At 73.4% G+C, this 26129-nt stretch carries 23 protein-coding genes; 17 read left to right on the forward strand and 6 right to left on the reverse strand.

The genetic code is table 11. From position 1 onward, the window contains the following. The first annotated feature begins 315 nt into the window (after positions 1 to 315). From BLT76_RS12150 to BLT76_RS12195, 10 genes are all read left to right on the forward strand, one after another. On the forward strand, positions 316 to 1704 hold the full coding sequence (locus BLT76_RS12150) for a serine hydrolase domain-containing protein (protein ID WP_090855978.1): 1389 nt from the start codon (positions 316 to 318) through the stop codon (positions 1702 to 1704). A gap of 35 nt (positions 1705 to 1739) precedes the next feature. Further along, the gene (locus tag BLT76_RS12155; RefSeq protein WP_090855981.1) at positions 1740 to 3287 is read left to right on the forward strand and encodes an ABC transporter substrate-binding protein; all 1548 of its coding nucleotides are present in this window, start codon (positions 1740 to 1742) and stop codon (positions 3285 to 3287) included. A gap of 3 nt (positions 3288 to 3290) precedes the next feature. Then, positions 3291 to 4289, forward strand: coding sequence for an ABC transporter permease (locus BLT76_RS12160; protein ID WP_090855985.1), 999 nt, complete (start codon positions 3291 to 3293; stop codon positions 4287 to 4289). 3 nt (positions 4290 to 4292) lie between these two features. Beyond that, positions 4293 to 6215 (forward strand): dipeptide/oligopeptide/nickel ABC transporter permease/ATP-binding protein, encoded by a 1923-nt coding sequence (locus tag BLT76_RS12165; protein WP_244509376.1) that lies wholly within the window; start codon positions 4293 to 4295, stop codon positions 6213 to 6215. Further along, a complete protein-coding gene (locus BLT76_RS12170) occupies positions 6212 to 6949 on the forward strand; it encodes an ABC transporter ATP-binding protein (protein WP_090855988.1) in 738 nt (245 codons plus the stop codon). The genes BLT76_RS12165 and BLT76_RS12170 overlap by 4 nt, the downstream gene beginning before the upstream one ends. Further along, the gene (locus BLT76_RS12175) at positions 6946 to 10236 is read left to right on the forward strand and encodes a serine hydrolase (RefSeq protein WP_090855989.1); all 3291 of its coding nucleotides are present in this window, start codon (positions 6946 to 6948) and stop codon (positions 10234 to 10236) included. Before BLT76_RS12170 ends, BLT76_RS12175 begins: the two co-directional genes overlap by 4 nt. Next, a complete protein-coding gene (locus tag BLT76_RS12180) occupies positions 10236 to 11360 on the forward strand; it encodes a M20/M25/M40 family metallo-hydrolase (RefSeq protein WP_090855992.1) in 1125 nt (374 codons plus the stop codon). Before BLT76_RS12175 ends, BLT76_RS12180 begins: the two co-directional genes overlap by 1 nt. A 32-nt stretch (positions 11361 to 11392) precedes the next feature. Then, entirely contained in the window at positions 11393 to 12268 is an 876-nt protein-coding gene (locus tag BLT76_RS12185) for a GNAT family N-acetyltransferase (protein WP_244509377.1), read from the forward strand. Continuing rightward, positions 12265 to 13371 carry an o-succinylbenzoate synthase gene (gene menC / locus BLT76_RS12190; RefSeq protein ID WP_090855995.1) on the forward strand — a complete coding sequence of 369 codons (1107 nt, stop codon included), beginning with the start codon at positions 12265 to 12267 and terminating at the stop codon, positions 13369 to 13371. Before BLT76_RS12185 ends, menC begins: the two co-directional genes overlap by 4 nt. Before the next feature lie 86 nt (positions 13372 to 13457). Further along, positions 13458 to 15143 carry a PucR family transcriptional regulator gene (locus BLT76_RS12195; RefSeq protein ID WP_244509378.1) on the forward strand — a complete coding sequence of 562 codons (1686 nt, stop codon included), beginning with the start codon at positions 13458 to 13460 and terminating at the stop codon, positions 15141 to 15143. A 94-nt stretch (positions 15144 to 15237) separates the two neighbouring features. Here BLT76_RS12195 and BLT76_RS12200 read toward each other — a convergent pair whose 3' ends face one another. Both BLT76_RS12200 and BLT76_RS12205 read right to left on the reverse strand, forming a co-directional pair. Next, the gene (locus tag BLT76_RS12200) at positions 15238 to 16122 is read right to left on the reverse strand and encodes an aldo/keto reductase (RefSeq protein ID WP_090855998.1); all 885 of its coding nucleotides are present in this window, start codon (positions 16120 to 16122) and stop codon (positions 15238 to 15240) included. Then, complete coding sequence (locus BLT76_RS12205; protein ID WP_090856002.1) at positions 16119 to 16670, reverse strand: GNAT family N-acetyltransferase; 552 nt, start codon at positions 16668 to 16670, stop codon at positions 16119 to 16121. Before BLT76_RS12205 ends, BLT76_RS12200 begins: the two co-directional genes overlap by 4 nt. 65 nt (positions 16671 to 16735) lie before the next feature. Between BLT76_RS12205 and BLT76_RS12210 the strand changes: the two genes are divergently transcribed. Beyond that, positions 16736 to 17287, forward strand: coding sequence for a TetR/AcrR family transcriptional regulator (locus BLT76_RS12210; protein ID WP_211752912.1), 552 nt, complete (start codon positions 16736 to 16738; stop codon positions 17285 to 17287). Between the two features lie 14 nt (positions 17288 to 17301). Beyond that, positions 17302 to 18537, forward strand: a complete 1236-nt coding sequence (locus tag BLT76_RS12215) for a hypothetical protein (protein ID WP_090856005.1) — start codon at positions 17302 to 17304, stop codon at positions 18535 to 18537. Here the strand turns inward: BLT76_RS12215 and BLT76_RS12220 are convergent. The 3 genes from BLT76_RS12220 to BLT76_RS12230 form a co-directional block, all read right to left on the reverse strand. After that, on the reverse strand, positions 18524 to 19003 hold the full coding sequence (locus BLT76_RS12220) for a GNAT family N-acetyltransferase (RefSeq protein ID WP_170867034.1): 480 nt from the start codon (positions 19001 to 19003) through the stop codon (positions 18524 to 18526). The genes BLT76_RS12215 and BLT76_RS12220 overlap by 14 nt on opposite strands. Before the next feature lie 88 nt (positions 19004 to 19091). Then, complete coding sequence (locus BLT76_RS12225; protein ID WP_090856011.1) at positions 19092 to 19427, reverse strand: hypothetical protein; 336 nt, start codon at positions 19425 to 19427, stop codon at positions 19092 to 19094. A gap of 44 nt (positions 19428 to 19471) precedes the next feature. After that, on the reverse strand, positions 19472 to 20557 hold the full coding sequence (locus BLT76_RS12230; RefSeq protein WP_090856013.1) for an NAD(P)H-dependent amine dehydrogenase family protein: 1086 nt from the start codon (positions 20555 to 20557) through the stop codon (positions 19472 to 19474). 52 nt (positions 20558 to 20609) lie between these two features. On the opposite strand from BLT76_RS12230, the gene BLT76_RS12235 reads away from it, so the two are divergent. The 3 genes from BLT76_RS12235 (at position 20610) to BLT76_RS12245 (ending at position 22443) form a co-directional block, all read left to right on the forward strand. After that, the gene (locus tag BLT76_RS12235) at positions 20610 to 21347 is read left to right on the forward strand and encodes an SDR family oxidoreductase (RefSeq protein ID WP_090856016.1); all 738 of its coding nucleotides are present in this window, start codon (positions 20610 to 20612) and stop codon (positions 21345 to 21347) included. A 78-nt stretch (positions 21348 to 21425) separates the two neighbouring features. After that, positions 21426 to 21983 (forward strand): M15 family metallopeptidase, encoded by a 558-nt coding sequence (locus BLT76_RS12240; RefSeq protein ID WP_090856018.1) that lies wholly within the window; start codon positions 21426 to 21428, stop codon positions 21981 to 21983. 28 nt (positions 21984 to 22011) lie between these two features. Continuing rightward, positions 22012 to 22443: a hypothetical protein gene (locus BLT76_RS12245; RefSeq protein WP_090856021.1), complete on the forward strand. Its 432-nt coding sequence runs from the start codon at positions 22012 to 22014 to the stop codon at positions 22441 to 22443. A gap of 84 nt (positions 22444 to 22527) precedes the next feature. Here the strand turns inward: BLT76_RS12245 and BLT76_RS12250 are convergent, their stop codons facing one another. Continuing rightward, entirely contained in the window at positions 22528 to 23325 is a 798-nt protein-coding gene (locus BLT76_RS12250) for a crotonase/enoyl-CoA hydratase family protein (protein WP_090856024.1), read from the reverse strand. A gap of 47 nt (positions 23326 to 23372) precedes the next feature. On the opposite strand from BLT76_RS12250, the gene BLT76_RS12255 reads away from it, so the two are divergent. Beyond that, positions 23373 to 25016, forward strand: a complete 1644-nt coding sequence (locus BLT76_RS12255) for an acyl-CoA synthetase (protein WP_090856027.1) — start codon at positions 23373 to 23375, stop codon at positions 25014 to 25016. Further along, positions 25016 to 26116 carry an NAD(P)H-dependent flavin oxidoreductase gene (locus BLT76_RS12260; RefSeq protein ID WP_090856030.1) on the forward strand — a complete coding sequence of 367 codons (1101 nt, stop codon included), beginning with the start codon at positions 25016 to 25018 and terminating at the stop codon, positions 26114 to 26116. The genes BLT76_RS12255 and BLT76_RS12260 overlap by 1 nt, the downstream gene beginning before the upstream one ends. The last annotated feature ends 13 nt before the right edge of the window (positions 26117 to 26129 follow it).

Here is a 26129-nt window from a genome sequence, read left to right on the forward strand (position 1 = left end):
GGCTCACCGGGTTTCGAGACGGTCGCTGCGCGACCTCCTCAACCACCGGGGTTCGGTGGTTGAGGAGGGACGAAGTCCCGTCTCGAAACCTGTCGCGCCGGGTGTCGGCCTTGATCGATGCCGAGTCTTGGCTCACCGGGTTTCGAGACGGTCGCTGCGCGACCTCCTCAACCACCGGGCGACGGTCGCTCGGTCACCTCCTCAACCACCGGAGGGCGGGGGTGGGGTCGGCCTCGTCGGGGGCGACAGGTGACCCCGGGCGGGGTTGTCGCGTACGACGAACACCGCGGGGGACGGCGTTCCTAGGGTCCTTCCATGAGCACCCTGAGCGAGGTGGAGGCCTGTGTCGGCGAGACGCTGCCGGGTCTGATCGAGAAGTACCAGGTCCCCGGTGCGGCGTGGGCCGTGCTGCAGGGCGACCGGGTCGTCGACGGCGCCGCGGGCGTCCTGAACAAGGCCACCGGCGTCGACGCGACGGCCGACTCGGTCTTCCAGATCGGCTCGATCACCAAGCTCTGGACCAGCACGCTGGTGATGCAGCTGGTCGACGAGGGGAAGGTCGACCTCGAGGCGACGGTGCGGTCCTACCTCCCGGAGTTCGTGATCGGCGACGAGGCCGCGGCGGCGGCGATCACGGTCCGCCAGCTGCTCAGCCACACCGCCGGGTTCGAGGGCGACATCTTCACCGACACCGGGCCCGGCGACGACGCGGTCGAGAAGTACCTCGGGGTCCTCCACGACGTGCCCCAGCTCTTTGCGCCGGGCGAGCAGTTCTCCTACAACAACGCCGGGTACGTCGTCCTCGGCCGGCTGGTCGAGGTGCTGCGCGAGAAGACGTACGACGACTGCCTGCGCGAGCACCTGTTCGCGCCGCTCGGCCTGACCCACGCCGCCACCGGCCCGTACGACGCGATCACCTTCCGCGCCGCCATGGGCCACCTCGAGCTCGCGCCCGGCGGGGGCTTCCAGCCCGCGCCGGTCTGGGCGCTGGCCCGGTCCAACGCTCCGGCCGGGACGATGCTGTCGATGCGCCCACGTGACCTGGTCGCGTTCGCGCGGATGCACCTGGAGGACGGACGGGCCGACGACGGGACCCAGGTCCTGGCGTCCGGCACCGCCGCCCGGATGCACGCCCGCGAGGTCGAGGTGCCCTACCTCGGCGTGATGGGCGACTCGTGGGGCCTGGGCTTCGAGCGCTTCGACACCCCGACCGGCGCCATCATCGGCCACGACGGCAGCACCCTGGGCCAGAACGCGTTCCTGCGGATGGTCCCCGAGGCCGGGCTGGCCGTCGTGCTGCTGACCAACGGCGGCGACGTCCTCTCGCTCTACCACGACCTGGTCGGCCACGTGATCGCCGAGCTGAGCGACGCCACCCTGCCCGGCCTGCCGGTGCCCCCGGCCACGCCGACGCAGGTCGACGCGAGCCGCTTCGTCGGCACCTACTCCGCGCAGGTGATGGACCTGGTCGTCAGCCAGGAGGCGGACGGCCGGATCTATGTCGAGCACGTCCCGAAGGGGCTCTTCGCCGACCTCGGCGAGCAGCCGGAGCGCAAGGAGCTGGTGCCCTTCCGCGAGGACAGCCTCATCTACGCCGAGCCGGACAACGGCCTGCACATGCCCCACGCGTTCGTCGGCGACGACGGCTCGGGACGCGCCCAGTTCGTCCACATCGGTCGTGCCGTCCGGCGCGCCGACTCCTGAACCGACCGCCAGCACCGCCACGAAGAGGACCCGCCATGAAGCCAGCCGTGCCCGCTCTCGGACTCTGCCTGACCGCCGCCCTGCTCGTGGGGTGCGGGGGATCCGACGACTCGGGCGGCGGGGGAGGCAGCGGCGAGTACGTCGACGGCGCCACCTTCACCATGGCCCTGGCGGGCGATCCCGGGAAGCTGGACCCGCACTCGTCGGCGAGCACCCAGCTCTTCACGGTCAACCAGCTCGCCTACGACAACCTGGTCTCGGTGGACAGCGAGACCGGCGAGATCCGCTCCCAGCTCGCCACCGACTGGGCGGTCGACGGCACGACGGTCACCCTCACCCTCGCGAAGGACGTCACCTGCGCCGACGGCAGCGCCCTGACGGCCACCACCGTCGCCGAGAACATCGCGTACGTCGGGGACCCGGCCAACCAGAGCGCCTACCTCGGCGTCTTCCTGCCGGCCGGGGCGACCGCGAAGGCCGACGACGCGGCCGGCACCGTGACCATCACCCTCGCCGAGCCCGCGCCGTTCGTGCTCAACGGCCTGGCCAGCCTGCCGATGGTCTGCGACGCGGGCCTGGCCGACCGGGCGTCGCTCGCGGACAGCACCTCCGGCTCGGGCCCCTACGAGCTGACCGAGGCCGTGCCCGGCGACCACTACACCTACGCGCTGCGCGAGGGCTACGTCTGGGGACCGGACGGCGCCACCACGGCCGAGAAGGGTCTGCCCGCGACCGTCGTCCTGAAGATCATCCAGAACGAGGGCACCGCCACCAACCTCCTGCTCGCCGGCGACCTGAACGCCGCGGCCGTCCAGGGTCCCGACGCGAAGCGCCTCGAGGCGGCGGACCTGTTCACCACCGAGACGCCGGCCCTGGTCGGGGAGCAGTGGTACAACCACGCCGCCGGGTCGCCGGCCAGCGACGCCGACGTGCGGATGGCGCTGACCCAGGCCCTCGACCTCGAGGAGCTGGCGTCGGTCGCGACGGCCGGTGCCGGGACCCCGGCCACCACGCTCGCCGCCATCCAGCCCACCTCGTGCCCGGGTGACTCGGTCTCGGGGTCGCTCCCGGGCCAGGACGTGGACGCGGCGAAGGCGGTCCTCGACGGCAAGAAGCTCACCTTCCTCTACTCCAGCGCGGCCGGCAGCGCGGTGGCCGCGGCCGCCGAGCTGGCCGTCCAGCAGTGGGACGAGGCCGGCGCGACCGTCACGGCCAAGGGGGTCGACGAGACCGCGCTCCAGGGTGCGGTCTTCGGGAGCGGTGAGTGGGACATCGCCTGGGTCCCGCTCAACGTGAACAGCCCCGACCAGCTGGTGCCGTTCCTGTCCGGGGCCGGTCCGGCCGACGGGGGCACCAATTTCTCCGGGATCGACAACGCCGGCTACACCGCCGGGGTCGAGGCGGCGAGCGCCACCAACGGGGTGGAGGGCTGCGACGCCTGGCTGGAGGCCGAGTCGGCCCTGTTCGCCGCGGCCGACATCGTGCCCTTCGCCAACAACCAGGTGAAGACGTACGGCAACGGGGCGGAGTTCGAGTACCCGGGCCAGCTGGTGCCCACCAGCATCCGGATGCTGGCGAAGTAAGCGATGGCCTCGGCGAGCTCGGTCGCCCCGGCGACCCCGCGGGTGGGCGCGGGAGTCCACCCGTGGGTGCGCTTCGGCGTACGACGGCTCGGGCGGCTGCTGGTCTCCCTGTGGGTGCTGGTCACCGCGTCGTTCCTGATGATCCACCTGATCCCGGGCGACCCGGTGCGGGGCGCCCTGGGGCCGACGGCCCCCGCGAGCCTGGTCGCCGCGAAGCGGGAGGCGATGGGGCTCGACGACCCGATCCTGGTGCAGTACTGGCACTACCTGCAGGGCCTGTTCACCGGTGACCTCGGCACCTCGCTCATCTCCCAGCTGCCGGTCTCGCAGATCGTGTCCCAGCGGTTGCCGGCGACGTTGCAGCTCGCGCTGCTGGCGTTCCTGGTCGCGGTGGCGGTCGCCGTACCGGTGGGGGTGAGCCTCGGCGTGCTGACCCGCGCCGGCCACGGCCGTCGTACCGAGCTGGTCTTCACCACGGGCAGCGTCGTGCTCGGGACCGTGCCGGACTTCCTGCTGGGCGTCGGGCTGGTCTACGTCTTCGGCGTGCAGCTGGACTGGCTCCCCGTCGCCGGCAACGACAGCGCGAGCGCCTACGTGCTGCCGGTGCTCGCCCTGGCCATCGGGCCGGCCGCGATCCTGGCCCGCATCGTCCGGGTCGAGATGGTCGCGGTGCTCGAAGCCGACTTCGTGCGGACCGCGCGGGCCAAGCGGCTGCCCCGGCGCACGATCTACCTCGGCCACGCCCTCCCGAACGCGCTCACCGCGTCCCTCACCCTGGGCGGGCTGTTCCTCAGCTCGATGGTGGCCGGCACGGTCCTGGTCGAGAACGTCTTCGCCTGGCCGGGCCTCGGCAGCACGATCGTCTCCTCGATCCTCACCAAGGACTACCAGGTCGTGCAGGCCGTCGTCCTCGTGTACGGCGTGGGCGTGCTGCTCGTGAACACCCTCGTCGACGTGGCCCTCGCGCTGCTCGACCCGCGCTCGACGATCCGGGAGGACTGAGCCGTGCAGCGCTGGAAGTCCGTGCTCCGCACCCCGCTGGGGCTGACCGCGACGATCCTCACCCTGGCCGTGCTGGTGCTGGCCGTCGTCGCTCCGATGCTCTGGACCGGCGACGCGGACGCGGTCGACACCGACAACATCCTCTCCGGCCCGTCGGCCGAGCACTGGGCCGGCACCGACAACCTGGGCCGCGACATCTTCTTCCGGACCCTGGTGGCCACTCGGCTCTCGGTCGAGCTGGCCCTGGCCGCGACAGCCATCGCCGTCGCCGTCGGTCTGGTGCTCGGCACCGCGTCGTTCCTGCTCGGTCGCCGGTCCGGACGACTGGTCACGGCCGGCATCAACATCGCCGTGGCCTTCCCGGGCATCCTGCTCGCACTGTTCTTCGCGGTCGTGTTCGGCGTCGGTGCCACCGGGGCGGTGCTCGCGATCGGCATCGCCGGTGCTCCGATGTTCGGCCGGCTGACCCAGACGCTGGTGGCCGGCGTCGAGGCGCGCGACTACGTCGCGGCGGCCCGGGTCGCCGGCGTCGGCCGGGTCCGGATCCTGCTGCGGCACGTGCTGCCGAACATCGCCGAGCCCCTGGTCATCAACGCCACCATCGGCGCCGGCGGCGCCCTGCTCTCCTTCGCCGGCCTCTCCTTCCTGGGCCTCGGCGTCCAGCAGCCGTCGTACGACTGGGGCCGGCTGCTCTTCGACGGCATCACCTCGATCTACGTGAACCCGGCCGCCGCGCTGGCCCCCGGAGCGGCGGTGCTGCTCGCGGGCCTGGCGCTCAACCTGCTCGGCGAGTCGGCGGCCAAGGCGCTCGGCGTCGGCGTGGTGGGCGGGATCCCGGCGCTCCCGGCCGTCGCTCGGGTCGCGCCGGCCGAGCCGGTGGCGGAGGGGGCCGGCCACGAGGGCTCCGACCTGGTTCTCGACGTCCGCGACCTCGAAGTCACCTTCCCCGGGCCGACCGGTCCGATCCGCCCGGTCCGCGGCGTCACCTTCGCCGTACGACGGGGCGAGGCGGTCGGCATCGTGGGGGAGTCCGGCTCGGGCAAGTCCCTGACGGCGCTGGCCGTCAGCCGGCTGGTGGCCGAGACGGGTCGGGTCGACGCGGAGCGGCTGGAGCTGCTCGGCCACGACCTGCGCGGGCCGGACACCCGGGCGCAGCGACGGCTCCTCGGCACCTCGCTGGCCATGGTCTTCCAGGACCCGATGACGTCGTTCAACCCCACGCGGCGCATCGGCGGGCAGCTGGCCGAGGTCTCGCGCCACCACCACGGGCTGGACCGGCGCGCCGCGCTGGGCCGGGCCGTGGACCGGCTGAGGGCGGTGCGGATCTCCGACCCGGAGCGCCGCGCCCGCCAGTACCCGCACGAGTTCTCGGGCGGGATGCGCCAGCGGGCGATGATCGGCATGGGCCTGATGGGCTCCCCGGCCCTGGTCGTGGCCGACGAGCCGACCACGGCGCTCGACGTCACCGTCCAGCAGCAGGTCCTCGACCTGCTCGCGGCGATCCGGGAGCAGGACGACGTCGCGCTGGTGCTGATCAGCCACGACGTGGCGGTCGTCGCGCAGGTGTGCGACCGGGTGCTGGTCATGTACGCCGGCCGGATCGTCGAGGACCTGCCCGCCGCCGACCTGCACACCGCCGCCCGGCACCCCTACACGCGAGCGCTGGCGGCCGCCGTACCGGACATGGAGACGGACCTGGACCAGCCGCTCGCCGTCATCCCGGGCCGGCCGGTGGACCCGGCCGACGTTCCCGTCGGCTGCGCGTACGCCGCCCGCTGCCCGCTGGCCACCGCGCGCTGCCGCGAGCAGGACCCGCCGCTGGAGATCGACGCGGCCGGGCGACGGGTGGCCTGCTGGCACCCCGGCGAGTCCCCGGAGTCGGGGATCGACGAGCTCGGCTCGCTGGCGGAGGTGGAGGCGTCGTGACCAGCCTGCGCTTCGATGACGTGACCGTGCGCTACGGCACCACGACCGCGGTCGACGGGGTCAGCCTCACCGTGCCCTCCGGGCAGGTCGTCGGCCTGGTGGGGGAGTCCGGGTCGGGCAAGTCGACGCTGGCCCGGGCCGCGGTCGGGCTGGCGCCGGTGCACGGCGGGTCGATCCTGCTCGGCGGCGAGCCGGTCCCGACCCGCGGTCGGCACCGGCCGCTCCAGATGGTCTTCCAGGACCCCTACTCCTCCCTCGACCCGCGGATGTCCATCGGCGAGAGCATCGCCGAGGCGATCCCGCCGGGCAGCTCCCGGGCCGAGCGGCGGGCCGAGGTCGAGCGGCTGCTGGAGCTGGTCCACCTCGACCCCGGCCGCTCGGCGGCGCTGCCCGCGCGGCTCTCCGGCGGTCAGCGGCAGCGGGTCGCCCTGGCCCGGGCGCTCGCCGGCCGGCCCGAGGTGGTCGTCGCCGACGAGATCACCTCCGCGCTCGACGTCTCGATCCAGGGCGCCGTGCTCAACCTGGTGCGCGAGCTCCAGGCCGAGCTCGGTCTCTCGATGCTGTTCATCTCGCACAACCTCGCCGTGGTCCGGTACGTCGCGTCGCACGTCGCCGTGATGCACCAGGGCCGGATCGTCGAGCAGGGCCCCACCGACCGGGTGCTGGCCCAGCCCGACCACGACTACACGCGCGCGCTGCTGGCCGCCGTACCCGGGAGAAGGAGCACCTCATGACCTCACGCATGCGCCTCGACGACCTGACCGACCTCGCCGTCCCCTCGCAGCCGGCGCTGGCGCCGGACGGCTCGCGGGCCGTCTACGTGCTCCGCACCCTGGACGCCGCGGCCGACCGCAGCGTCGACCGGGTCTGGAGCGTCGACCTGCCCGACGGGACCCCGCGCCCGCTGACCGCCGGTCCCGAGGACTCGTCGCCCGCCTGGTCGCCCGACGGAACCCGGCTGGCCTTCCTGCGCGCCGGCCAGGTCCACCTCCTCCATGCGGCCGGCGGCGAGCCCGAGCGGGTCACCGACCTGCCGCTCGGCGCGGGCGCGCCGGTCTGGTCACCCGCCGGGGACCGGCTGGCGCTCCTCGCGCCGGTCGACCCCACCGACGGCACCGGTCCGCTCGTGACCACCCGGCTGGACTACCAGTCCGACGGCGCCGGCCTCGTCGGCCCGGTACGACGCCAGCTGCACCTGGTCGACCTCGGCACCGGCGACGTCCGGCAGCTGACCGACGGCCCCGAGCACGTCGGCTCGCCCGCGTTCTCGCCCGACGGCGCGACGCTGGCCTTCACCCGCGGGGTCGGCGCGGACACCGACCTGACCTTCCGCACCGCCGTGCACCTGCTCGACCTCGAGGACCCGAAGGCGCGGCCGCGGGTCGTCGCCCTGGCCGACGGCGTCGCCGGCACGGTCTCCTTCGCGCCCGACGGCGCCAGCCTCCTGGTGGTCGGCTTCCCGGGCGGCCCGGTGGGCCACCAGCACCTGCTCCGCGTGCCGCTGGACGGCGGGCCGCTGACCGACCTGTCCGGCCACCTGGACCGCAACGTGATGCCCGGCGGCCCGGCGTACCCCGGAGCCCTGCCGGTCGAGCTCGCCGACGGCCGGGTGCTGCTCGCCCTGCGCGACCGCGGCTGCACCCACCTGTGGGCGGTCGGCGCCGACGAGGGGCCCGTCGTTGCCGGGCCCGGTCGGGTCGTGTCGGGGCTGTCGGTCGTCGGCGGCACGGCGGTGGTCGCGCTGGCCACCCCCACGTCGTACGGCGAGATCGTGGCGGTCGACCTCGCCACCGGGACCGAGACGGTGCTGACCGACCACGGCGCCGCGCTCGGCGACGTCGAGCTGTTCGTGCGCGAGGAGCGCACCTTCACGATCGCCGACGGCACCGAGGTGCAGGCCTGGCTGGTCCGCGACCCGGCCCTGAGCGGTCCGCGGCCGCTGCTGGTCGACGTCCACGGCGGCCCGCACAACGCCTGGAACGGCGCGGCCGACGAGATGCACCCCTACCACCAGGAGCTGGCCGCGCGCGGCTGGGCGGTGCTGCTGGTCAACCCGCGGGGGAGCGACGGGTACGGCGAGGCGTTCTACGACGCGGTCCACGGCGCCTGGGGCGTCGCCGACGCGAACGACTTCCTGGAGCCGGTCGACGCGCTGGTGGCCGAGGGGCTGGCCGACCCCGAGCGGCTGGCGATCACCGGCTACAGCTACGGCGGCTTCATGACCTGCTGGCTGACCGGCCGCGACCACCGGTTCAAGGCGGCGGTCGCCGGCGGCGTGGTCAGCGACCTGGTCAGCATGTACGGCACCTGCGACGACGGCACCTGCCTGAGCAGCTTCGAGCTGGGCGGCACCCCCTGGGAGCAGCCCGAGCGGTACGCCGCGATGTCGCCGCTCACCCATGTCGCCGGGGTCAGCACGCCCACCCTGGTGCTGCACGGTGGCGAGGACCGGACCTGCGCGGTCGGCCAGGCCCAGCAGTGGTTCACCTCGCTGCGCGAGCGGGGCGTGCCGACCGAGCTGGTGCTCTACCCCGGCGCCGCGCACGCGTTCGTCCTCCTCGGGCCGCCGTCGCAGCGGATCGACTACGGCCGCCGGGTCGTCGACTGGGTCGAGCAGCACACGCTGCGGGCCGGCCGGCCGCGCGTCGACGTCGCCCGCTGGCAGCGCCGGCTGGCGCAGCTGGCCGAGCGGCACGGTGTCCCCGGCGCGCAGCTGGGCATCCTGCGGCTCACGCCCGGCGGCGACGACGAGCTGGCGACCTCGTCGTACGGCGTGCTCAACACGCGGACCGGCGTCGCGGCCACCGACGAGTCGCTGTTCCAGATCGGCTCGATCTCCAAGGTCTGGACCGCCACGGTGGCGATGCAGCTGGTCGACGAGGGGCTGCTGGAGCTCGACGGGCCGATCGTCGAGGTGCTGCCCGAGCTGCGTCTCGCCGACCCCGACGTGACCAAGAGGGTGACCCTGCGCCACCTGCTCACCCACACCAGCGGCATCGACGGCGACGTGTTCACCGACACCGGCCGCGGCGACGACTGCCTCGAGAAGTACGTCGACCTGCTGGCCGACGCCGCCCAGAACCACCCGCTCGGCGCGACCTGGTCCTACTGCAACTCGGGCTACTCGCTGATGGGCCGGCTGATCGAGAAGGTCACCGGGCTCACCTGGGACGCCGCGATGCGCGAGCGGCTCTTCACCCCGCTCGGCCTGACCAGCACCGTCACCCTCCCCGAGGAGGCGCTGCTGTACGGCGCCGCCGCGGGCCACGAGGACCAGGACGGCGTCCCGGTCACCGCGCCGATCTGGCAGCTGCCCCGCTCGCTCGGCCCCGCCGGGCTGATCACGTCCACCGTCACCGACCTGCTCGGCTTCGCCCGGATGCACCTCACTGGCGGGCTGGCGGCCGACGGGACCCGGCTGCTGAGCGAGGCCGCCGCCGCGCAGATGGCCGAGCACCAGGCCGACCTGCCGGACAAGTACATCCTCGGCGACTCCTGGGGCCTGGGCTGGATCCGCTTCGGCTGGGGCGAGGACGGCGGGCACCGGGTGATCGGCCACGACGGCAACACCATCGGCCAGGCCGCCTTCCTGCGCGTCCTGCCCGAGGCCGGGCTCGCGGTCGCGCTGCTGACCAACGGCGGGCACACCCGCGACCTCTACGAGGACCTCTACCGCGAGCTATTCGCCGAGCTGGCCGACGTCGAGATCCCGGTGGCGTTCGCCCCGCCCGCGGAGCCGGTCGACGTCGACGTCACGCCGTACGTCGGCACCTACGCCCGCGCGTCGGTGCGGATGGAGGTGCTGGCCGAGGGGCCGACCCTGCGGACCACGCTGCTCGGCCCGATCGCCGAGATGGTCCCGGACCCGGTCGAGGAGCACCCGCTGGTCCCGGTCGGGCCGGGCCTGTTCGCCGTCCGCCCGGAGGGCGTGGAGACCTGGGCGCCGGTGACCTTCTACGACCTGCCGACCGGGGAGCGCTACCTGCACTTCGGCGTGCGGGCGACCCCGCGGGTCGACTGATGGACCTCGACCTGCTCCTCGACGACCTGCGCACGATGATCGAGTGCGAGTCGCCCTCGTCGGACCTGGCCGCGGTCGCCCGCTCGGCGGCGGTCGTCGCGGAGATCGGCACCGCGCGGCTCGGGGTCGCCCCGGAGACGCTGGTCGCCGACGGTCGCACCCACCTGCGCTGGCGGCTCGGCGCCGGCCCGCACCGGGTGCTGGTCGTCGGCCACCACGACACGGTCTGGCCGATCGGGACGCTGCAGCGGACGCCGTACTCGGTGGTGGGCGGGGTGCTGCGCGGTCCCGGCTGCTTCGACATGCTGGCCGGCCTGGCCCTGGCCTTCCACGCCCTGCCCGGCCTCGACGGCGTGACGCTGCTGGTCACCGGTGACGAGGAGCTGGGCTCGCCGTCCTCGCGCGGATTGGTCGAGGACGAGGCCCGCGCCCACGAGGCAGCGCTGGTGCTGGAGGCCTCGGCCGACGGCGGCGCGCTGAAGACCGAGCGCAAGGGCGTCTCCCTGTACGACGTCCGCGTGACCGGTCGCGCCGCGCACGCCGGCCTGGAGCCCGAGCAGGGCGTCAACGCCACCCTCGAGCTGGCCCACCAGGCCCTCGCGGTCAGCGCGCTGGCCGACCCCGCGCTGGGCACGACGGTCACGCCGACCCTGCTGGCGGCGGGGACGACGACCAACACCGTGCCGGCGGCGGGCTCCTTCGCCGTCGACGTCCGAGTCCGGACGCGGTCCGAGCAGGACCGGGTCGACGCCGCCCTGCGGGCGCTGCGCCCGACCCTGGACGGCGCGGCCGTCGAGGTCGCCGGCGGACCCAACCGCCCGCCGCTCGAGGCGGCGTCGTCCGCCGCGCTGCTGGCCCGGGCCCGGGCGCTGAGCCCGGAGCCGCTGAGCGCGGTCGCCGTCGGGGGTGCCTCCGACGGCAACCTGACCGCCGGGGTCGGCACGCCCACCCTCGACGGACTCGGAGCGGTCGGTGGCGGGGCGCACGCCGAGGACGAGCACGTCCTCGTCGAGCACCTGCTGCCGCGGGCCACGCTGCTCCGTGCGCTCGTCACCGACCTGCTCGACCGGCCGCTGGCCGACCCGACGAACTCCCTCGCCGCGGCTGGTCGGGGACGACCATGACGCAGCGCCCCGACCCGACCAGCATGGGAACCGTGAGCAACCTGACCGCCGTCGACCCCGACCTCGACCACGCCGTGCAGGCGGCCGACGCCGCCGCGCTCGCGGCCGGGGTCGCCGTCCGCGAGCTGACCGACCTGTCGGACCTGGAGGACGCGGTGAGGCTCTACGCGACCATCTGGGGCCGCGACGCGAACCCACCGGTGACCGTCGAGCTGCTCCGCGCCTTCGCCAAGGCCGGCAACTACGTCGGCGGCGCCTTCGACGGCCACCGCCTGGTCGGCGCCTGCGTCGGCTTCTTCCACGCGCCGTCCGAGGACGCCCTGCACAGCCACATCGCCGGGGTGGCCCGCGACCTGGCCGGCCGACACGTCGGCTTCGCGCTGAAGCTTCACCAACGGGCCTGGGCGATGCTGCGCGGCGTCTCCGACATCGCCTGGACCTTCGACCCGCTGGTCAGCCGGAACGCCTACTTCAACCTGGCCAAGCTGGCCGCCGAGCCGGTCGAGTACCTGCCGAACTTCTACGGCACCATGCTCGACACCATCAACGGCGTCGACGACTCCGACCGGCTGCTCGTGCGGTGGCGGCTGCGCGACCCGGCGGTGGTGGCCGCCTGTGCCGGCGGCCCCGGGCTCGCCCCGGTCTCGGTCGCCGACGAGCTCGCCGCCGGTGCCGTGGTCGCCCTCGGCCGCTCGCGGACGGGGACCCCGGTCGCCGGCCCGCTCGACGGACCGGTCTCGCTGGTCGCCGTACCCGCGGACATCGGGGTGCTGCGGGCGGAGGACCCGGAGCTCGCGCACGCCTGGCGCAACGCCGTCCGCGAGGCGCTGACCACGCTGGTCGCGGGCGGGGGCCGGGTGAGCGGCTTCGACCGGGCCGGCTGGTACGTCGTCCGGGGCACGCGATGAAGCTCGAGGGCGTGGAGCTGCGCCGGATCTCGATGCCGCTGGTCGCGCCGTTCCGCACGTCCTTCGGCACCCAGACCACCCGGCACCTGTTGCTCCTGCGGGTCGTCACCGACGTCGGCGAGGGCTGGGGGGAGTGCGTCGCGATGGTCGACCCGCTCTACTCCTCCGAGTACGTCGACGCCGCCGTCGACGTGCTGCAGCGCTTCCTGGTCCCGGCCCTCGGTGCCGCCGGGGACCTCGACGCACCGGCCGTGGCGCGGGTGCTGGCCCCCTTCAAGGGCCACCGGATGGCCAAGGCGGCGCTGGAGATGGGGGTGCTCGACGCGGAGCTGCGCGCCGGCGGCCGCTCGTTCGCCCGGGAGCTCGGCGCGGTCCACGACCGGGTCCCGTGCGGCGTCTCGGTCGGGATCATGGACAGCATCCCGGCCCTGCTCGACGCGGTCGGCGGCTACCTCGACGAGGGCTACCTGCGGATCAAGCTGAAGATCGAGCCCGGCTGGGACGTCGAGCCGGTGCGCGCCGTCCGGGAGCGGTACGGCGACGACGTGCTGCTCCAGGTCGACGCGAACACGGCGTACACGCTCGCCGACGCGCGGCACCTGGCCCGGCTGGACCCGTTCGACCTGCTGCTGATCGAGCAGCCGCTGGAGGAGGACGACGTTCTCGGCCACGCCGACCTGGCCCGGCTGATCCGCACGCCGGTCTGCCTCGACGAGTCGATCACCTCGGCCCAGTCGGCCGCGGCCGCGCTGCGGCTGGGGGCCTGCTCGGTGGTGAACATCAAGCCCGGGCGGGTGGGTGGCTACCTGGAGGCGCGGCGGATCCACGACCTGTGCGCCGCCCACGGCGTCCCGGTCTGGTGCGGCGGGATGCTGGAGACCGGCCTCGGTCGGGCGGCGAACGTGGCGCTGGCCGCGCTGCCGGGCTTCACGATGCCGGGAGACACCTCCGGGTCGGGCCGCTACTACCGCACCGACGTCACCGAGCCGTTCGTGCTCGCCGACGGCCACCTCGCGGTGCCCCAGGGGCCGGGGCTCGGCGTGGAGCCGGTCCCGGAGGCGCTGGCCGAGGTCACCACGGGCGTGGGGTGGGTCGCGGTCTGAGCGTTCGTCCGATCCGACGAACCGGGCGCTGGATGCGGTCGGATCGGACGACGTAGGGTCGCCGTACCGACCCCTACGGTCCAGAGGTGGCCACCACCATGAGCACGCCCGCCGTCCGACCCCGCGCGAGTCTCGGTCGCGTGCTCGACGACCTGGGAGCGTCGTTGCTGGACCTGGTCCACGGCGTCCCCGAGCGCGACCTCGACATCGGGGGCGTGGTGATCCACGACCCCGCCGACCAGCCGGTGCTGCCGCCCGGCGCGCTGGTGCTCGGGGTCGGCGTGGCCGCCGAGGACGTCGCCGACCTGCTGGGGTCGCTGGGGGAGCAGGACGCGGCCGGGCTGGTGCTGCGCGCGCCGGTGCCGGTGACCGACGAGGTGCGCGCGGCCGCCGACCGGGCCGGGGTGGCCGTGCTGGGGCTGAGCCGAGGTGCCCCCTGGGCCCACCTGGCCGCCATGCTGCGCTCCCTGCTCGCCGAGGGCGACGTGGCCGTCGCCGACTCGGAGTCGCTCGGCGGGCTGCCGTCGGGCGACCTGTTCGCGGTCGCCAACGCGGTCGCCGCGCTGCTCGACGCCCCGGTCACCATCGAGGACCGCAGCTCGCGGGTGCTGGCCTTCTCGGGCCGCCAGGACGAGGCGGACCCGTCCCGGGTCGAGACGATCCTGGGGCGTCAGGTCCCCGAGCGCTACTCGCGGATCCTGCAGGAGCGCGGGGTCTTCCGCGAGCTGCACCGCAGCGACCGGCCGGTCTACATCGAGCCGGTGAACGAGGCCGGCGACCCGTTCTCGATGCCCCGCGTGGCGGTCGCGGTCCGCGCCGGCGAGGAGGTGCTCGGCTCCATCTGGGCCGCCGTGCGCGGCCCCCTCAGCGCCGAGCGCACCGAGGCGCTCTGCGACGCGGCCAAGCTGGTCGCACTGCACCTCCTGCGGGTCCGCGCGGGCGCGGACGTGCAGCGGCGGCTGCGCACCGACCTGCTCAGCCAGGCGCTGGAGGGCGGCCCGGGCGCGCGGGAGGCGGCCGAGCGGCTGGGCCTGACCGGGCAGTCGCTGATGGTGCTGGGCGTGTCCGTCGTACGTCCGTCGGTGGAGGCAGCGCCCGACGCGGACCCCGCCGTCGACCTGGAGGGCGATCCGGTCGTCGCGCACGATCGGCAACGGGTGGGCGACGCGTTCGCGATGCACCTCAGCGCGCTGCACCCGCGCTCGGCGTCCGCGCTGGTCGGCGACGTGACCTACGGACTGGTGCCGCTGCCGCGCGGCGTCGCGGACGGCGAGGACCGCGCGGTCCGGATCGCCCGCGACTTCCTGGAGCGGGTCGGCGACCGGGCCACCGTGGTCGTGGCCATCGGCCCGGTCGCCGCCGAGGTCGGCGCCCTCCCCGACGCCCGGGCCGGCGTCGACCGCACCCTCCGCGTGCTCCGCGAGGGGCGCGGCGAACGCCGGGTGGCCCGGCTCGCCGACGTCCAGGTCGAGGCCCTGATGACCGACCTGCGCGACATGGTCGCCGCCCGCGGCGACCGCCCGACCGGCTCGCTGGCCCGACTGATCGACTACGACCGGGTCCACCAGAGCCAGCTCGTCCAGACCCTCGAGGCCTGGCTCGACGCGTTCGGCGACGTGGTCGCCGCCGCGGCGACGGTCTACGTCCACCCCAACACGTTCCGCTACCGGCTGCGCCGGGTCGCCGAGGTCGGCGAGCTCGACCTCACCGACCCCGACGCCCGGTTCGTGGCGATGCTGCAGCTGCGGGTGCTCGGTGCGGACGGCGGGTGAGCCGTGGGCTGACCTAAAGACGCCGCTTGGTCACAAACGGCAACTAAGAGCCCTCCTAGTTGCTGAATGTGACCAATCAGCACGACCCGGCCGGCTACGACGCGTCGAGCCGGGCCAGCTCGTCGGCGGTCAGGTCGATCTCGGCCGCGGCGGCGGAGTCGCGGATCGACTGGGGCCGCTTGGCGCCGGGGATCGGGGTCACCTGCGGCGACTGGGCCAGCTCCCAGGCCAGTGCGACCTGCTGAGGGCTGACCCCGCGGGCGGTCGCGACCTCGGCGAAGGCCGGGTGCTTCTCGGCCAGCTCCTTGGCGTCACCGAGGCCGCCGAGCGGGCTCCACGGCAGGAAGGCCAGGCCGAGCTCGTCGCAGACGTCGATCTCGGGGGCGCTGGTGCGGAAGGCGGGGGAGAACTGGTTCTGCACGCTCACCAGGTGCTCGCCGAGCACGGTGTGGGCGAGCCGGATCTGGGCGGGGTCGGCGTTGGAGAGACCGACCATCCGCACCTTGCCGGACTCGGCGATCTCACGCAGCGTGCCGACGACCTGCTCGTAGGGGACCTTCGGGTCCGGGCGGTGGTGCTGCCACAGGGCGATCTGCTCGACCCCGAGCCGCTCCAGGCTGGCGTCCACGGCCTGGTGGAGGTGCTCCGCCGAGGAGTCCAGTGCCCAGGCGCCGCCGGCGCTGCGGACGTGCCCGCCCTTGGTGGCGAGCAGGACCCGGTCCCGCACGCCGAGCTCGTCGAGGAGCGAGGCGATCAGCCGTTCGTTGGCCCCCTGCGCGTGCTCGCCCAACTCCTCGCCGGGACCGTAGGCGTCGGCGGTGTCGAAGAGCGTGACGCCGGCGTCGAGCGCCGTACGGATGGTGTCGAGCAGCTGCTCGCGAGGCTGCGTCCCGGTCTGGTCGAACGTCATCAGGCCGAGCCCGATCGCGCCCACCTCCACGGTGCCGACGGTGCCGTTGCCCAGGGTGCGTGTCCTCATGGATGCATCGTTACCCATTCCTCGGCGAGGACCGCCCACACCTCGGTATCCCAGCGGCGACCGGCGTGCTCGAAGTCCTGGCGCAGGGTGCCCTCGTGCGTCATGCCCAGCCGTACGGCGACCGCGCGGCTGCGGGTGTTCTCGGGCACGCAGTGCCACTCGACCCGCCGGATGCCGCGCTCGCGGACCGCCCAGTCGACCATCGCCGTGACCGCGCGGGTGATCAGCCCACGTCCCTCGGACCCCGGGGCGAGCCAGACGCCGACCTCGCAGAGCGAGGCGCGGGCGTCGAAGATCCGAAACAGCGTCCCGCCGACCAGCTCGCCGTGCGCCCAGAGGCCGTAGATCCGGCCACCGTCGGCGGCGGTGCCGTCGGCGTACCGCTGCAGGAAGGCGCGGGCCGCGTCCTCGTCGGTGATCGACACGCCCCAGGGGAGCCAGGGAGCCAGGTGCGCGCGATGGCGCTCGACGTAGGCCGCGAACGTCGGCGCCTGCCACGGCTCGAGCGGGCGGAGCTCGGCGTCGGCGCCGAGGGAGTGGGCGAGCATCGGACCTCCAGGAGCGGCGGGAGTACGGCGTGCCCAGTCGACCACGGCGCCACTAGCCTCGCCCCGTGACCGTGGGGACGACGAGGGAGCTGATCGCCGCCGAGGCGCGCCGGCAGTTCATGGCCCAGGGGTACGCCGCCACGTCGGTGCGCGGGGTGGCGGGCGCGGCCGGGATCGATCCGGCCCTGGTGATCCGGCACTTCGGGTCCAAGGAGCAGCTGTTCCTGGCGACCGTCGACGTCGAGGGTCCGTTCGCGCCGGCACTGGCCGGCCCGCTCACCGGGATGGGGGAGCGACTGGTCGCGCTGGTCCTGGACGAGCGGCTCTCGGGGGTGCTGCGGACGCCGTACCGCGCCATGATCCGGGCCACCGACAGCGCCGCCGTCCGCGAGCAGCTGGTGGCGGCGATGGAGGCCACGCTGGCGCGGCCGCTGGCCGAGCGGCTCGACGGTCCGGACGCGGAACTGCGCGCCCACCTGGTCGCCGCCCAGGTGGGCGGCCTGCTGGAGGCGCTGGTGATCCTGGAGGACCCGGCCGTCGTCGACGCGGATGCGGCGGCCGTCGCGCGCCTCTACGGGGCTGCAGTGTCAACACTGTTGACACCGCCGTCGGGCTGACCCACGATCGGCCCATGCCCAGCCGGTACGCCGACCTGTCCCGCGAGGAGCTCGCCGTCCTCGTCCCCGAGCTGCTGCTGATCGGCCAGCTCATCGACCGCTCCGGGATGGCCTGGTGCATCTCGGCGTTCGGCCGCGAGGAGATGGCCCAGATCGCCATCGAGGAGTGGGCCGGCTCCAGCCCGATCTACACGCGACGGATGCAGCGCGCGCTGGGCTACCAGGCGCCTCCGGGCGAGGGTGACATCGTCACGATCTTCAAGGGGCTCCAGCTCGACATCGGCGCCCCGCCGCAATTCATGGACTTCCGCTACGCCGTCCACGACCGCTGGCACGGCGAGTTCCACCTCGACCACTGCGGCGCCCTGATGGACGTGGAGCCGATGGGGCCCGACTACGTCCGCTCGATGTGCCACGACATCGAGGACCCCACCTTCGACGCGACCGCGGTCGCGACCAACCCGCGCGCCCAGGTCCGGCCGGTCCACCGGCCCCCACGGCTCCCGGCCGACCGGAACCCGCACTGCGCCTGGACCGTGGTGATCGACGAGTCGCACCCGCCGGTGTCGCCGCTCCCGGCCTACTACGTCGTCGAGACCACGCACGCGGCCACCGTCGACCTCGACCCGATCGACCCCGCCGACGACGGCCGCGCCGACTACTCCGGCCCGCTCCTCGCCGATCTCGACTTCGCGGCCTTCTCACGCTCGGCGCTGGTCCGGATCGCCGACGAGGTCTGCCTGCAGATGCACCTGCTGAACATCTCGTTCGTCCACGCGGTCGAGCAGCGCGCGACCGACACCGCCCAGCTGCGCGAGATCTGCCTCAAGCAGCTGGTCGGCATCGCGGGCGTCGCCGCCGAGCGGATCCATCGCGCGCTCGACCTCCCGGGCGGACCCGCGGGCGCGCTCCGGCTGCTCGCGCTGCACCCGCTGCTCAACCCGGCGGCGTACGTCGCGGCCTCCTTCAGCGACCTCACCCTCGAGGTCACCGACTCCCCGGCGTACGACGACGGCACCTGGATCGCCCTCTGCGGCCCCGACTCCCTCGCGCCGCTGCAGGCGGTCGTCCGCGCGGTCGACCCGCGCCTCGACGTCGAGGTCAGCGGCTCCGCGCGCGACTGGTCGCTGCGGGTGGTCGAGCGCGACGAGCCCGCTCCGGAGCCGGGCGAGGTGGCCGTGGTCCGGTTCAGCACCGGCGCGGCCTTCGAGTTCGAGCCGCGGATGAGCCTGCCGATCACGCCGGTCTGAGGCGTCCGGGCCTCAGGTTGTAGGTGAGGACGTCGCTCTCCTCGGCGAGCCTGTCGAAGAGCGAGCGGGCAGGACTGTCCGGCCCGGTCGTCCACCGAACCGTGGACCAACCCCGGGCCTGGGCCGTGGACGCCAGGTGCTGCAGGAGGGCGCGTGCGCCTCCGCGGCCGCGCGCAGTCGGTGCGACGAAGAGGTCGTCCAGGTAGCAGCCGTGGGACCCGTCGAGGGGTCGCTCGAAGCTCCGGTAGTGGGCGAGGCCGGCCGGCGCCGCCGCCCGCCCGCGTCGCAGGAGCACGCACTCGGTCTGGGCCGCGGGGCTCGCGATCCAGGACCAGACCCGGTCGAGGTGGGCGACGGACAGGTCCTGGCCCGCGACCGCGCCGTACGCCCGGTAGAGGGTCGTCCATTCGTCGCGGTCCTCGGGACGTGCCGCCCTGACCGACCACGGCTCCGTCGTACTGGTCATGGGTCCATCCTGCTCACGGCACGCCATGGGCGCGCTGCACGTCGACGTCCGTCGCACGACGACGTCTGGTCGGGCGGATGCTGCCGGGTCAGCGGTAGGGGCTGCGCGACAGGTGCTGGTCCTCGCGGAGCTCGCCCCGTCGCGCGGCCAGCACCGTGCCGAGAGGCTGGTCGGGCCACTTCCGCCAGACCTTGCGCCGGCGTCCGACGAGCCGTTGCTCGGCACGGACGGCGAGGTCCAGGTCGAGAGCGCCTCGCGCACCCTCCAGCGCGACGGAGTCGGCGCGGCGGTTGGCGCGGTTGACCCTGCGCTGGGCGCGCGGCACGTTCTTGCGCGACGCCTTGTCGTTCTCGCCGTAGGTGTTGCGCCGGTCGCGCGCCAGCGAGAGTCGCTTCTTCTCCTGCGGGTCCTTGATCCTGCTCACCCGGGCAACGCTAGGACTCGACGTAGTCGCGCGTCGTGTCATTTTCAGGCGCCGCGCGGCCCTGCATAGGTCCCGCGGCCGGTCGGCAGCGGCAGGTCCAGCGTGGTCCGGATGCCCGGGGCGGCAGCGCGGACGTCGGGGATGGCGTTCACGATCCGGCCGCAGGCGGCGACGATCGCGGCGTGGTTGTGGTCGCCGTGCTCGCTGCTGGGGACCACGTCGACGACGTACGACGGCTCGCCGACGATCTCGACCCGGTAGGAGCCGCCGCCCGCGGCGGGCCGGGCCCAGTCGGGGCGGAGGTCGTCACGGGTGCGGGTGACGTGCTCGACGACGATCGCGGGGTGGCCGTCGACCAGGCCGGAGATGGAGAAGTGCAGGGCCGCGATGGTGCCGGCCTCGATCCGGCCGGCCGCGATGTCGTAGGACTCGGGCGCCGGCTCGGCCTCCCAGAACTCGACGATCTCGTCGACCTCGATGCCGAGCCCGGTGGCCAGCATCCGGATCGCCGTGCCCCAGGCCATGGCCAGCACGCCGGGCAGGAACAGCAGCGGGGTCTCGTCCAGCGGCTTGCCGAAGCCCATCAGGTCGAACATCACCTCGGCGCCGTCGTACGTCGCGTAGTCGGCGAGCTCGTAGCAGCGGACCTGCTCGACGCGCTGGCAGGTGCTGGCCAGGGCCAGGGGGACCAGGTCGCTGGCGAAACCCGGGTCGACGCCGGTGATGTAGACGCTCGCGCCGCCGGCCTGCGCCGCGGCCTCGACCTTGGCGATCACCTTCTCGGGCATCGTGCCCCAGGGGTACTGCAGCGTCCCGGGCGCCGAGCCGACCACGTCGATGCCCGCCTCCAGCAGCCGCCGTACGTCGTTGGTCGCCTCGACCGGGCGGGTGTCGCCCATCGCGCAGTAGACGACGCATTCAGGCCGGGCCGCGATCAGCTCGTCGAGGCTCCCGACGGCCGTGATGCCGGTGACCGTGTCGACCCCGGCCAGGTCGCCCGCGTCCCGGCCGACCTTCTCGGCGGTGGACGTCGAGACGGCCACCAGCTCGAACCGCTCGTCGGCGATGAGCTGGCGCAGCGTGAGCCGGCCGGCGTTGCCGGTGCTGACCTGGGCGACGCGGATCGTCATGCGGAGTCTCGTTTCTAGAACCGGTTCTAGTTGCGCTGCTATCTTGCCGCACATGGGTCGTGTGGAGGGCAAGGTCGTCCTGATCAGTGGCGGCGCGCGCAACATCGGGGGCGCGAGCGCCCGGATGCTGGTGGCGGAGGGGGCGAGGGTCGTCATCGGCGACCTGCTCGACGAGGAGGGCGCTGCGCTCGCCGAGAAGCTGGGGGAGAGCGCCCGCTACGTCCACCTCGACGTCACGAGTGACGACGACTGGCGTGCGGCGGTCGCGTTCACGGTCGCCGAGTTCGGGCGCCTCGACGGCCTCTTCAACAACGCCGGCATCTTCAACGGCGGGCAGCTGCAGCGTTACAAGCGCGACCTCTGGCAGCAGATGCTCGACGTCAACCTCACCGGCGCCTTCCTCGGCATCCGGGCCGCGACCGAGGCGCTGATCGCCGCCGGCGGCGGCTCGATCATCAACACCTCCTCGATCGAGGGGCTCCGGGGCACCGGCTGGGCGCACGGGTACGTCGCCTCGAAGTGGGGCCTCACCGGGCTGACCAAGTCGGTGGCCACCGAGCTCGCCCCGCACGGGATCCGGGCCAACTCCCTGCACCCGGGCCGGATCAGCACCCCCGCGACCGACCAGATGCCCGAGGGCCTGATCCCGATCCCGCTGGGCCGGGCCGGTCGACCGGAGGAGGTCGCGTCGTTCGTGGTCTTCCTGATCAGCGACGAGTCGTCGTTCTCGACCGGCTCCGAGTACGTCGTCGACGGCGGCACCGTGATGCACATCCCGACCAACGTCTGAGAGGTCCGGGCCCCGGGTGCTGCGACCCGGCACCTGCGACGGAGGTCCCGGCCGCCCCACGCTGCCTAGCGTGCTCGGGTGCTCACCTCACTCTCCCGCCCTGTCCTCACGACCCTCGTGGCCGTCGCCCTCGCTGTCGGCGCCTGTGGGTCGACGGACCCCACCTCGTCCAGCGGCGTCCGGGCCCGGTCGGCCACCGGTCTCCCGGCCACCGATCTCCCCGCCGCCGAGCCTCCCGTCGACCTGGCCATCGTCGACGCCGACCGGCTCGACCCCGACCTGCTCGCCGCCGTCCAGGCCGCGGCGCGCGACGCGCGGGCCGACGGCATCACCGTCCAGGTCACCAGCGGCTGGCGCAGCCGCGAGCACCAGCAGCGCCTGTACGACGAGGCCGTGACCCGCTACGGCAGTGAGGAGGAGGCGCGCCGGTACGTCGCCACCCCCGACGCCTCGGCCCACGTCACCGGCGACGCCGTCGACATCGGTCCGACGGACGCCGCGGACTGGATGGGGCGGCACGGGTCCGCCCACGGCCTGTGCCAGACCTTCGCGAACGAGATGTGGCACTTCGAGCTGGCCACCACGCCCGGCGGCGAGTGCCCCGAGCAGCTTCCCGACGGGAGCAGCCGTCCCTAGGAGTGGGTCGTGCTGGCAGGCTGGAGGGGTGGACGACTACCGCTGGGCGACGCACGCCGACCCCGACTTCCTGGTGCTGCAGCTCCCTCCAGTCCCGGTCGTGCACGAGTCGGTCGCCCACGACGCCATGAAGGCGCTCTTCGCCCAGCGCGGCTTCCGGCCGGTGGACGAGGCCGACCGGCTCGACCTGCGGGCCGCCAACGGCTGCGCCCTCACCCGGACCGGCCTCACCGACCTGGAGCTGCTGGTCGCGATCGGCGAGCAGGTGGGCGCCAGTCGGATCCCGCTGACCGACCTCGACCCGGCCTGGCTCGACCGCGCGGTCGCACTCGGCCACGCCGCCGTCCTCGTCGCGGACGCCTCGATCGCCGACGACGGCTCCACCTCGCGGGAGCTGCTGCGGCGCGACGTCGAGGCCGGGGGAGTCCGGGCCGCGCTGGTGCCGGTCGCGGGGACCTAAAGACGCCGCTTGGTCACAAACGGCAGCTAAGAGTCGTCTCAGTTGACGTTTGTGACCAATCAGCACGCCCCGGGCGCCCCGGCCTCAGGTCCCGGTGAACTGCGGCGCCCGCTTCTCGGCGAACGCCCGCGGCCCCTCCTTGGCGTCGTTCGAGGCGAAGACGGCCATGCCGACCTTCGCGTCGTCCGCCCAGCAGTCCTCCTCGTGCTTGCCCTCGGAGTCGCGGACCGTCCTCAAGATGGCCTGGACGGCCAGCGGGCCGTTGGCGCAGATCAGGTCGGCGATCTCGTGCGCCTTGGCCAGCGCCTCGCCGTCGGGGACGACGTGGCCGATCAGGCCGATCTCCTTGGCCTCCGGCGCCTTGATGGCCCGGCCGGTCAGAAGCAGGTCGAGGGCGATCGTGTACGGGATCTGCCGCGGGAGGCGGACCGCCGAGCCGCCCATCGGGTAGAGCGACCAGCGTGCCTCCGCCACCCCGAAGCGGGCCGACTCGCCGGCGATCCGGATGTCGGTGCCCTGCAGGATCTCGGTGCCGCCGGCGATGGCCGGGCCCTCGACCGCGGCGATGAGCGGCTTGGTCAGTCGGAACCCCTTGAGCAGGCCCTTGATGACCGACGGGTCGAAGCCCGCCTTGAAGCTGTCGTCGGGCGAGCGCTTGGTGGCGGCCTTGAGGTCCATGCCGGCGCAGAAGTAGCCACCGGCCCCGGTGAGGATCACCACCCGCACCGAGTCGTCGGTGTTGGCCCGGTCCCAGGCCTCCTCCATGATCGCCATCATCTCGCCGGAGAGGGCGTTGCGGGTCTCGGGACGGTTCATGGTGACGACGAGCTTGTGCCCGTCCTGCTCCACCAGGCAGTGAGGTTCAGGCTGGGGTTCGGTCATGCCGGGCGATGCTAGCCAAGAACGAGAACGTGTTCTAGTCTCGCCGCGTGGCTCTGAACATCGCTGATCTCTTCGAACACGCCGTCGACGCCGCCCCTGAGAACCCCGCGGTGAAGGTGGGGGAGCGGACGGTCACGTTCGCCGACCTGGAGCGTGACTCCAACCGGCTGGCGCACTTCCTGCAGGCCCGTGGGGTGCGGCCCGGGCAGCACGTCGGGATCTACGCCAAGAACAGCATCGAGCACGTCGTGGCGCTGCTGGCGGTGCTGAAGATCCGCGCCGTCGGCATCAACGTGAACTACCGCTACGTCGAGGGCGAGCTCGACTACCTCTTCGACAACTCCGACATGGTCGCGCTGATCCACGAGCGCCCGTACGCCCCGCTCGTCGCCGCCTGCTATCCCAAGCACGCGAAGCTCGACACCGTCGTGGTGATGCCCGACGCGATCGAGCCCGACGACGCCAGCGACGTCTCGTCGTACGACGGGGTCCTGTGGGAGGACGCGCTCGCCGGGCAGAGCGAGGCCCGCGACTTCGGCGAGCGCAGCCCCGACGACCTGCACATCATCTACACCGGCGGCACCACCGGCTTCCCCAAGGGCGTGATGTGGCGCCACGAGGACTTCTGGCGCACCCTCGGCGGCGGCATCGACTTCTACTCCGGCGAGCCGCTGGAGGAGTTCGACCAGTCGAAGCAGGCCACCGACCCGCGGATGGTCACCTTCCCGCTCAGCCCGCTGATGCACGGCGGGGCCCAGGCCGGCCTGCTCATGCACCTGTTCGCCGGCCACCTGACGATCATGGAGCCGAAGTTCGACGCGCAGCGCACCTGGGAGATCATCGACCGGGAGAAGATCCAGCTGATCTTCATGACCGGCGACGCGATGGCCCGCCCGCTGATCGAGGAGTTCGAGCGGAAGGCCGCCACCGGCTCGCCGTACGACGGCTCGAGTCTGTTCGCCATCTCCAGCAGCGCCGCGATCTTCAGCCCGCAGGTCAAGCAGCGCTGGATCGCCGCGTTCCCGAACGCCGTCTTCACCGACTCCGTCGGCGCGTCCGAGACCGGCTTCCAGGGCATGGGCATGCAGGACAAGGAGCAGATCAGCGGCGACGGCCCGGTCGTCGGGCTGGGCCCCAGCAGCGTGGTCATCGACGACGACAACCGGGTCCTCGACCTGGCGGCCAACGTCGGCAAGGTCGGCCGGCTCGGCCGCGGCGGCTCGGTGCCGGTCGGCTACTACAAGGACCCCGAGAAGTCGGCGAAGACGTTCCTGGTGATCGACGGCGAGCGCTACTCCGTCCCCGGCGACAACGCGCGGATCGAGGAGGGCAACCGGGTGACGCTCCTCGGTCGCGGCTCCAACTGCGTCAACACCGGTGGCGAGAAGGTCTACCCCGAGGAGGTGGAGATGGCGATCAAGGGCCACCCCGCCGTGTACGACGTCCTCGTGGTCGGCATCCCCGACGAGAAGTACGGCCAGGCGGTGGCCGCCGTGGTCGAGCTGCGCGAGGGCGCGACGCTCGACCTGGAGGAGCTGCGCACCTTCCTGCGCGCCCACCTCTCGGGCTACAAGCTGCCGCGCAGCCTCACCTTCGTCGACCAGATCCCGCGCAATGCCACCGGCAAGGCGCAGTACCCCCGCGCCAAGGAGCTGGTCCTCGGCGCCCAGACCGCTGGAGCGACCCCCTGATGCGCACGCCCCTCTGCGACGAGTTCGGCATCGAGTACCCGATCTTCGCGTTCACCCCGTCCGAGCACGTCGCCGCGGCGGTGTCACGCGCCGGTGGGCTGGGCGTGCTCGGCTGCGTGCGGTTCAACGAGACCGACGAGCTCGAGCGGACCCTGTCCTGGCTCGACGAGAACACCGACGGCAAGCCGTACGGCGTCGACATCGTGATGCCGATGAAGGTGCCCGAGGAGGTCAAGGGCCTCGATGTGTCGTCGATGATCCCGGACGAGCACAAGCAGTTCGTCGACCAGACGCTGCTCAAGCTCGGCGTCCCGCCGCTTCCGGAGGGCGAGGGTCGCGAGGGCGTGCTGGGCTGGCTGCACTCGGTCGCCCGCTCCCACCTCGACGTCGCGCTCCAGCACCGGCCGGTGCTGATCGCCAACGCGCTCGGCTCGCCGCCGGTCGACGTGATCGAGAAGTGCCACGAGCACGGCGTGAAGGTCGCGGCACTGGCCGGCGCGGCCAAGCACGCGCTCTCCCACGTCCGCAACGGCGTCGACATCATCGTGGCCCAGGGCTACGAGGCCGGTGGTCACACCGGCGAGGTCGCCTCGATGGTGCTGCAGCCCGACATCGTCGACGCGGTCGGTCCCGACGTACCCGTCCTGGGAGCCGGTGGGATCGGCTCGGGTCGCCAGATCGCCGCCTCGCTGGCCCTCGGGTCGCAGGGCGTGTGGACCGGCTCGATCTGGCTCGGGACGGCGGAGTACCGCGAGCTCTCGGCCAACCACTCCGCGTGGGAGACCGCGTTCACCCGGGCCACCTCGTCCGACACCGTCCGCACCCGGATCTACACCGGGAAGCCGGCCCGGCTGCTCAAGACCAAGTGGGTCGAGGCATGGGCCGAGGAGGGCGCCCCGGCGCCGCTGCCCATGCCGCTGCAGAACCTGCTGGTCGCCGAGGCCCACAACCGGATCGTCGCGGCCAACGACCCCGACGTCATCTCGATGCCGATCGGTCAGATCGTCGGTCGGATGAACGAGGTCAAGCCGGTCGCGCAGGTGATGGCCGAGCTGGTCGCCGAGTTCGAGGACACGGTCGCGCGCCTGAACAAGGTCTGACGCGGCGCACGTC

Origin of the sequence: Nocardioides lianchengensis (assembly GCF_900101465.1) — a bacterium.
Taxonomy (GTDB): domain Bacteria; phylum Actinomycetota; class Actinomycetes; order Propionibacteriales; family Nocardioidaceae; genus Nocardioides; species Nocardioides lianchengensis.